Source organism: Aeromonas sp. HMWF014 (assembly GCF_963878295.1).
Classification (GTDB): Bacteria; Pseudomonadota; Gammaproteobacteria; order Enterobacterales; family Aeromonadaceae; genus Aeromonas; species Aeromonas popoffii.
This window is the reverse complement of sequence record NZ_CAWNYS010000137.1, coordinates 1-5,117: the sequence shown is the minus strand read 5'-3', so window position 1 is coordinate 5,117 and position 5,117 is coordinate 1. Positions and strand designations below refer to the sequence as shown.

The window sequence follows — 5,117 nt, the reverse complement described above, 5'->3', positions numbered from 1 at the left end:
GACCCCCACCATGTCAAGGTGATGCTCTAACCAGCTGAGCTAAGGACGCAAACTCGGTATTCTGTGATGGTGCGTCCTAGTGGATTCGAACCACCGACCCCCACCATGTCAAGGTGGTGCTCTAACCAGCTGAGCTAAGGACGCATCACAGAAAAGTGGTGGGTTTAATTGGATTCGAACCAACGACCCCTACCATGTCAAGGTAGTGCTCTAACCAACTGAGCTATAAACCCACTTCATTCTTTCTTCACTACGCCAGCACTGCTGACGTGGTCGGCATACTACCCATGCCCCCCAAGGCTGTCAACAGGCCGCACGCACAAAGGAGACTGTTTGCCCAGTTCTTGCGCAGCCTGTTGATTTTGCAGGCGAGTTGTCGCTTCCAACGCCCTGTTACTGGGCCCGCGACAAGGTAGTGCAGGCCTCCGGGGTGGCAAAACGACCGTAGATGTAGCGCAATCTCGCCCCCAGCATCAGGGCGGCACTGGTGAGGCCGACGATAAAGCCGATCCAGAAGCCCTGCGGCCCCATCCGCGGTACCAGCCAGTCGGTCAGACCCAGGATCATGCCGGTCGGCAGCCCCAGTCCCCAGTAGGCGACGATGGTGATGTAGAAGATCGCCTGGGTATCCTTGTACCCGCGCAGTGCCGCGGCCGCCACCACTTGCACCGAATCGGAGAGCTGGTAGATGGCTGCGAAGAACAGCAAGGTGGCCGCCAGGGCGATCACCTGCAGGTCATCGGTATAGATGGAGGCGATTTGCTCCCGTAGTAGCACGGTAACCGCCGCGGTGAGCACAGCGACAGTCACGCCCAGCAGAATACCGGTACGGGCTGCCACCCGGGCGTGATGGGGTTGGCCTTCCCCTATGCTGTGGCCGACCCGGATGGTGACACCCACCCCGATGGAGAGGGGCAGCATAAACACCAGGCTGGAGAAGTTGAGCGCAATCTGGTGGCTCGCTACCGTCTCTGCGCCAAAGGGGGCCAGCATCAGGGCCACCACGGCAAACAGGGTCACTTCGCAGAAGATCGCCATGGCGATGGGGAAGCCGAGGCGAAACAGTCGCCACATCCGGCTGCCGTTGGGGCGTGCAAGCTGGGCGAACAAGTTGATCTTCTTGAAGTGGGGGGAGAGCTTCACGTAGACGATCATCGCCAGCAGCATGGCCCACAGCACGATGGCGGTGGCGACACCGCAGCCGACGCCGCCGAGCTTGGGCATACCGAAATGACCGTGAATGAAAATGTAATTGGCGGGAATATTGACCGCCAGCCCGACAAAGCCGATCACCATGGTTGGCATTGTGTGGGAGAGTCCCTCACTGAAGTTGCGCAGCACCTGGAACATCACGAAGGCGGGCAGGCCCCACAAAATGGCGTGCAGGTAGCCGGCAGTCTTGGCAGCCATGACCGGATCAACGTCCATGAAGTGCAGCGCCAGCGGACTGAAATAGAGCGCCACCATGGCGATGGGGGTCACCATCAGGGCCAGCCAGAAACCCTGGTGCACGGCCGGGCGGATCTCGTCCCGTTTACGGGCGCCGTTGAGCTGGGAGACGATGGGGGTGAGCGCCATGATGATGCCCTGCACCAGCAAGATGATCGGCAACCAGAAGCTGGAGGCAACCGACACAGCCGCCAGATCCACGGCACTGACCTGTCCCGCCATCACGGTATCGACAAAGTTCATGGCGATCTGGGCCACCTGGGCCACCAGAATGGGGCTGGCTAAACGAACGAGCTGCCTCGCCTCGGACAAGTAACGTTGCACTGACACCTCCGAGTGGATCAGATAAAAAGAGAAAGAGCGGGTAACGGATGGGCTTTTGTCTCCCCACTGCGGGGAGACAACATGCGGGGGGGCATTCTAGCCTGAAAATCAACCATCGCGAAACGGTTGAGCCATGGCTTTGTAGCGGGTTCAGGCGTCTTCGTGATCGCTGATCAGCAGATTGGCGGCGGCATAGGCGGCTTGCTCGCGCAGGTCGGCTGGCACCCGCTCGTCAGAGGCCACGGCGTTGAGCGCCCTGATGGTCGCGGCGATGGCCTGCGGCACATAGCCCTGATCACCTGAGCCGATCTGGTTATAGGCGATGCGAATGGCCTCACAACATTGATATACCTGCATTTCTTTTCCTCGTTAACCCGAATGTAAACGCCGCCACTATAGCGATCGAGGGCTGGCTTGTCAGCTGGTGCGCTTGTCAGTGCCGCAACGCGGGGTTAACCTGCCTTTTTTTCGTAGCAGGAGACGAGACATGTTCACCGGCATAGTGCAGGGGACCGCCGAACTGGTGGCCATTGAAGAGCTGCCCAACTTCCGCATCCACGTGATCCGTATGCCAAGCCGGGTTTGGGGCGAGGGATTGGCGCTCGGCGCCTCTGTGGCCCATAACGGCTGTTGCCTGACGGTTACCCGGGTGGAAGGGGATCTGGTCAGCTTCGATCTGATGCAGGAAACCTTGCGTTTGACCAACCTCGGTCAGTTGCAAACGGGGGACAAGGTCAACGTGGAGCGGGCGGCCCGCTTTGGTGACGAGATTGGCGGTCATGCTATGTCTGGCCACATCATGGGCACGGCTGAGGTGATCTCCGTCATCGACACCCCCAACAACCGGCAAGTGTGGTATCGCCTGGCCCCCGAGTTGATGAAATATGTGCTGACCAAGGGTTACATCGGCATCGACGGCATCAGCCTGACCGTGGGGGAGGTGCGTGAGAACGCATTTTGCGTCAACCTGATCCCGGAGACCCTGGCCCGTACCAACCTGGGCTGGGTCAACGCGGGCTGGCACACCAATATCGAGATCGATCCCCAGACCCAGGCCATCGTCGATACCGTGGAGCGGGTGCTGGCAGCGCGCCAGCCGGGGTGATCTGCCTGGTTTCGCTCGCTTCTGGCGACTTGCTATAGAAAAGGGCCTGCATCCTGCAGGCCCTTTGTGATCTCTTGTTCGCGTTCGCTCGCAGTCAAAACCGCGTGACTGTTTTTTGTGATTCGCAGTCAGAACAGCTGCTCGTCGTCGGCATCCACAAACAGCTGCAGGCAGTCGCGGGCCTCATCCCGGTGCAGCCGCAGATGGATGGGGTTGCAGCAGGCCATGCAATCTTCGTAGAACTCCTGATCCCCCTGGCTGGCATCCAGCTCGACCCGGGTGTGGTGGCCACAGTGGGGGCAGACGATACGCTTGCTGGTGTACTCGATCATAGTGACCTCCTGGGGCCGAGTGGCCGCCTATCTTCCCTGATTCTAGTCGGCCAGGAGGGGGTTAACCGCGAGCAAGTGCACGTTTATGACCAAGATCAAGGTGGGGGGCTTCAGGCTTTCTGGCCCTATGCGCCCCAGGCTCGCGCGCGCGTTCACGCCACCCAGCTGGCCAGCATGTCGGCATCCAGTTCGGCCAGCGAGCTTAGCTGGTAGTTGGCGATGGCCAGACGCGGATCGCCCACCAGGGCGGGATCCGGTACGATGAGTGCTTTCATGGAGGCCGCCTTGGCCGCCAGCAGGCCGGTAAAGCTGTCTTCAATGGCCAGACAGTGCACAGGGTCGACGCCGAGCTTCTCGGCCGCGTGGATATAGACATCCGGGTGCGGCTTGCCGAATCGCTCCACCTCGGCGGAGTGCACCGCCAGGAAGCGATCACGGATGCCGAGCTTGCCGAGTACCGCCTCCACCATAGCGAACGGGGAGGAGGTGGCCAGACCCACTTTCAGCCCGCGCGCCTCGATAAGGTCGAGCGCGTCCAGCACACCCGCCTTGGCCTGACCTTCGCTCAGAATGAGGGCATTGACCCGATCCAGGATGCGCTGCACCACCTCTTCCTGGCTGGGGCCCACCCAGGGGCGGAGCCGATACCAGTGTGCCACCAGCTGATCGATGCGCACGCCTATGGTCGATTCACAATCCTCGACGGTGTGGGGGTGACCCAGTTCGGAGAAAACGACCATCTGGGCCTGTTGCCAAAAGGGTTCCGAGTCGATCAGAACACCATCCATATCGAAGATCACCGCAGCTAACATCTTGTACTCCTGACAGATTGGAAGGGGGATTATAAGCCTGACCGGCAAATGCAAAAGGGGCAGTGCCATGCCCCTTGCGCCCGATCACTCGGCAAACGTTTGTTTTACCGTGATAAAAAAGCCCTTAGAACATCACCTCGACCTTGGCGGCCACGGTTTTGGCTTTTTCCACCGCAGCCGGGCAATCCTCTGCGCGGGCCAGCGCCACGCCAAGACGGCGGCGACCGGCGATCTCCGGCTTGCCAAACAGCCGCAGCTGGGCACCCGGTACCAGCGTCAACGCCTCACCAATCCCCTGATAGCGGATATTCTGGCTGTGCCCGTCGCGCAGCACCACGGCAGAGGCGCTCGGCCCGTACTGGGTGATGGTGCCGACCGGCAGCCCCAGAATGGCGCGCACGTGCAGGGCGAATTCGGAGAGATCCTGAGAAATCAGGGTCACCATGCCGGTGTCGTGGGGGCGCGGGGAGACTTCGCTGAACCACACCTCATCGCCCCTGATAAAGAGCTCGACACCGAACAGGCCATAGCCGCCGAGGGCCTCGACCACCTTGGCGGCCACCTCTTTGGAGCGAGCCAGCGCCAGCTCGCTCATCGCCTGCGGCTGCCAGGATTCGCGGTAGTCGCCATCTTCCTGACGGTGGCCGATCGGCTCGCAGAAGTGAATGCCATCGACGGCGCGTACCGTGAGCAGGGTGATTTCGTACTCGAAGGGAACGAACCCTTCGACGATCACCTTGCCACGACCGGCGCGGCCACCCTCCTGGGCATGGGTCCAGCTCTCATCCAGCTTGGCGAGATCACGCAACACGCTCTGCCCCTTGCCGGATGAGCTCATCACAGGTTTCACCACGCAGGGCAGGCCGATGGCCTCGACCGCGGCGACAAACTCCTCCTTGCTCTGGGCAAAGCGGTAGGGGGAGGTAGGCAGACCCAGGGTCTCGGCGGCGAGGCGGCGGATCCCTTCCCGGTTCATGGTGAGCTGGGTAGCGCGGGCGTTGGGCACTACCTTGACCCCTTCTCGCTCAAGGGCGGCCAGGGTATCGGTGGCGATCGCTTCAATCTCGGGGATGATAAGGTCGGGTTTGACCTCGG

General features: G+C 61.1%; 6 protein-coding genes and 2 tRNA genes. 1 reads left to right on the top strand and 7 read right to left on the bottom strand.

What is annotated here, in order from left to right; translation table 11 throughout:
- Positions 1-67 precede the first annotated feature (67 nt).
- The 4 genes from AAC083_RS05450 to AAC083_RS05435 all read right to left on the bottom strand — a co-directional run bounded on the left by AAC083_RS05450 (position 68) and on the right by AAC083_RS05435 (position 2,130).
- Positions 68-144, bottom strand: a tRNA-Val gene (locus tag AAC083_RS05450).
- A gap of 12 nt (positions 145-156) precedes the next feature.
- A tRNA-Val gene (locus AAC083_RS05445) sits at positions 157-233 on the bottom strand.
- Positions 234-393: 160 nt separating this feature from the next.
- Positions 394-1,773 (bottom strand): MATE family efflux transporter, encoded by a 1,380-nt coding sequence (locus AAC083_RS05440; protein WP_108536041.1) that lies wholly within the window; start codon positions 1,771-1,773, stop codon positions 394-396.
- 150 nt (positions 1,774-1,923) lie between these two features.
- On the bottom strand, positions 1,924-2,130 hold the full coding sequence (locus tag AAC083_RS05435) for a YaeP family protein (protein WP_042037351.1): 207 nt from the start codon (positions 2,128-2,130) through the stop codon (positions 1,924-1,926).
- Positions 2,131-2,260: 130 nt separating this feature from the next.
- Here AAC083_RS05435 and AAC083_RS05430 point away from each other — a divergent pair, with 130 nt between their 5' ends.
- Positions 2,261-2,878, top strand: coding sequence for a riboflavin synthase subunit alpha (locus tag AAC083_RS05430; protein ID WP_108536040.1), 618 nt, complete (start codon positions 2,261-2,263; stop codon positions 2,876-2,878).
- A gap of 128 nt (positions 2,879-3,006) precedes the next feature.
- Here the strand turns inward: AAC083_RS05430 and AAC083_RS05425 are convergent, their stop codons facing one another.
- The 3 genes from AAC083_RS05425 to purT all read right to left on the bottom strand — a co-directional run.
- Positions 3,007-3,210, bottom strand: coding sequence for a CPXCG motif-containing cysteine-rich protein (locus AAC083_RS05425; RefSeq protein WP_005336871.1), 204 nt, complete (start codon positions 3,208-3,210; stop codon positions 3,007-3,009).
- Between the two features lie 152 nt (positions 3,211-3,362).
- Complete coding sequence (gene hxpB / locus AAC083_RS05420; protein WP_108536039.1) at positions 3,363-4,022, bottom strand: hexitol phosphatase HxpB; 660 nt, start codon at positions 4,020-4,022, stop codon at positions 3,363-3,365.
- Between the two features lie 124 nt (positions 4,023-4,146).
- On the bottom strand, positions 4,147-5,117 hold a 971-nt coding region (gene purT, locus AAC083_RS05415; RefSeq protein WP_108536038.1), incomplete at its 5' end, for a formate-dependent phosphoribosylglycinamide formyltransferase.

Excerpts from the sequence above, each read along its gene's own strand:
- AAC083_RS05435 (WP_042037351.1), bottom strand. The coding sequence starts at position 2,130 with ATGCAGGTATATCAATGTTGTGAGGCCATTCGCATCGCCTATAACCAG.
- hxpB (WP_108536039.1), bottom strand. The coding sequence starts at position 4,022 with ATGTTAGCTGCGGTGATCTTCGATATGGATGGTGTTCTGATCGACTCG.
- AAC083_RS05430 (WP_108536040.1), top strand. The coding sequence starts at position 2,261 with ATGTTCACCGGCATAGTGCAGGGGACCGCCGAACTGGTGGCCATTGAA.
- AAC083_RS05425 (WP_005336871.1), bottom strand. The coding sequence starts at position 3,210 with ATGATCGAGTACACCAGCAAGCGTATCGTCTGCCCCCACTGTGGCCAC.